3 protein-coding genes are annotated in these 2171 nt (G+C 32.4%); all 3 read right to left on the minus strand.

The window, feature by feature from the left end:
- Positions 1 to 48: 48 nt before the first annotated feature.
- From ACFOZZ_RS07610 to ACFOZZ_RS07620, 3 genes are read right to left on the minus strand one after another with little or no spacing between them, the layout of a single operon-like run.
- A complete protein-coding gene (locus ACFOZZ_RS07610) occupies positions 49 to 744 on the minus strand; it encodes a HAMP domain-containing protein (RefSeq protein WP_376815008.1) in 696 nt (231 codons plus the stop codon).
- Complete coding sequence (locus tag ACFOZZ_RS07615) at positions 737 to 1432, minus strand: response regulator transcription factor (RefSeq protein WP_279078722.1); 696 nt, start codon at positions 1430 to 1432, stop codon at positions 737 to 739. The genes ACFOZZ_RS07610 and ACFOZZ_RS07615 overlap by 8 nt, the downstream gene beginning before the upstream one ends.
- 2 nt (positions 1433 to 1434) lie before the next feature.
- The gene (locus ACFOZZ_RS07620) at positions 1435 to 2106 is read right to left on the minus strand and encodes a PIG-L family deacetylase (protein WP_376815009.1); all 672 of its coding nucleotides are present in this window, start codon (positions 2104 to 2106) and stop codon (positions 1435 to 1437) included.
- Positions 2107 to 2171 lie beyond the last annotated feature (65 nt).

Consider the following 2171-nt stretch of genomic DNA (forward strand, 5'->3'; position numbering starts at 1 on the left):
ATATCGCATCGTTCATCGAGCCCTGAAATCTGTCATTCATCAAGTTTTTCATAAACTTTTGACTCTACCTGTCACTCTTAGACCATCCATTTGATGAGCAAGTACTGCAAGTTCATCACGTCCTTGAATTGTCATAGGATGAGATAAATCACCATGGGACATATTGAGTATTTCCTGTTTTAAACATTCAATATATTTAACTTTATGACGAATAAAAAAGAAAGTAGGAAGAAGGAATGTGAGGAAAGAAGTAAACAAAGCAGCATAGAAATAATACTTAATATACTTAAGCAAGTTCATATCATACAGTTCTACTTCAGCTTTTTGATCCTTAAATTGGATTGTCTTTGTATAAACCATATTATAAGCATCTGTTTCAAAGTCATTTTGTAAGATATAAAGTGGTGTAATCATACTCACTGGCTCTGTAAGAACAGTGGCATAATTACCTGCTACATAATACTCATTCACATTATCATAAATATAAACAGACAAATAAGGGTCTTTTGTCTTAATTAATTTCTTAATCTTTTTCTTATCAGTTAGATTCACATCTTTCGCTTTTTCTTTAAAATCCTTAAAGAACTTTGTTCTTTTTTCTTTAATACCAGCAATATCATCAACAAAAGAATAATAATGGGAAATCTGTTCTCTAAAACAGCTATAGACAAGTACAGCAGAAATACTAGAGACAATCAATATCATAACAATCTTAGATGCAAGACTTACATATCTCTTACTCACAATAATATCCTTTACCCCAGATTGTTTTGATATGTTCAGGATTTGTAGGATCCTTTTCAATCTTTTGTCTTAAATGTCTAATATGCACCATGATTGTATTGTTTGCCCCATAATAATATTCTTCATGCCAGATAGCTTCAAATAGCTGACTAGGAGAAATAACCTGCTGTTTATTCATTAATAGATACTCTAGAATATTATATTCTAAATCTGTTAAGTTGAGTTTCTCTCCATCTATTGATGCTGTACGTTTCGCACTATTGACTTCTATATTACCTGTCTTATATATCATCTGTTTTTCTTGTGTCGTACCTTTACCCTGATACACATGATAACGTCTCAGTAATGCTTTCACACGCCCATTTAATTCATTATAAGAAAATGGCTTAGTCAGATAATCATCACCCCCACTAGAAAAACCTAATGTCTTATCACTATCCTGCCCTTTTGCGGTTAAAAAGAGAATAGGGGCTTTTGTTTTCTCTCTTAATAGAACACAAGCCTGATATCCATTCATCTCTGGCATCATCACATCAAGAATAATGAGATCCGTATCATCATCCACTAATTCGAGTGCTTCTTTTCCATTACTTGCTTCTATCACTTCATACCCTTCACTTGATAATAATACCTGGATGACTTCACGTATATCCTTATCATCATCCACAACTATGATCTTTTCGTTCATAACTATCTCCAATCCTTTGCCTTCACCCAATTTTCATGAGGTAACATATGACTAAGATGATCCATCACCTTGGATTGTGAACTATACATACCAGTCAACTTCATTTTCTTCTTTAAATAACTTGAAGATATAAAATTGAGGTGTTTAGGCATATTCTTTTTTCTATAGTATTTACCGAAATAGACAAGCTGGTTCATATCCACACGACTATCTTTTCTTACTATATAAGATGTCATCTGATGGTGAATATGACCATATTCTCCATCTGGATTATGTGTGACTACAGTTTTCCATTTCTTCTTACTTAATATATAGTGTACATCATTTTTAATATCTTTTCTTGCTTTATCCCAGTTATCTCTCTGTCCATTTGTCTTATCTGGATAATTAAACATTACACCTGTATTATGTGTGGCTTTCATGACATTCATGAATTCTTTTCTTCTTGTTTTATTATTACCATTTGTTAGACATACAACAAGATAATGTTTCTTTAAAAGATGACTGCCACCCCAGATTGTTTCATCATCAGGATGTGCTACAAACATCACAGAATCTATATTTTTTAGATTTAATCCATCAACCATCTTCTTATGCTTAATCGTATGATTAGAACCAAATAATGAACTAATCATCAACAAAGAACTGATTGTCAACATTTTTAAATTATTCATATTTTCCTCCATTTCCCCGCACCTTCGTTGCGCGGACACAAATATATAACCAAACTCAAATCCAC

The organism is Catenibacterium sp. GCM10023432, from assembly GCF_042651925.1.
Lineage (GTDB): Bacteria > Bacillota_I > Bacilli_A > Erysipelotrichales > Coprobacillaceae > Catenibacterium > Catenibacterium mitsuoka.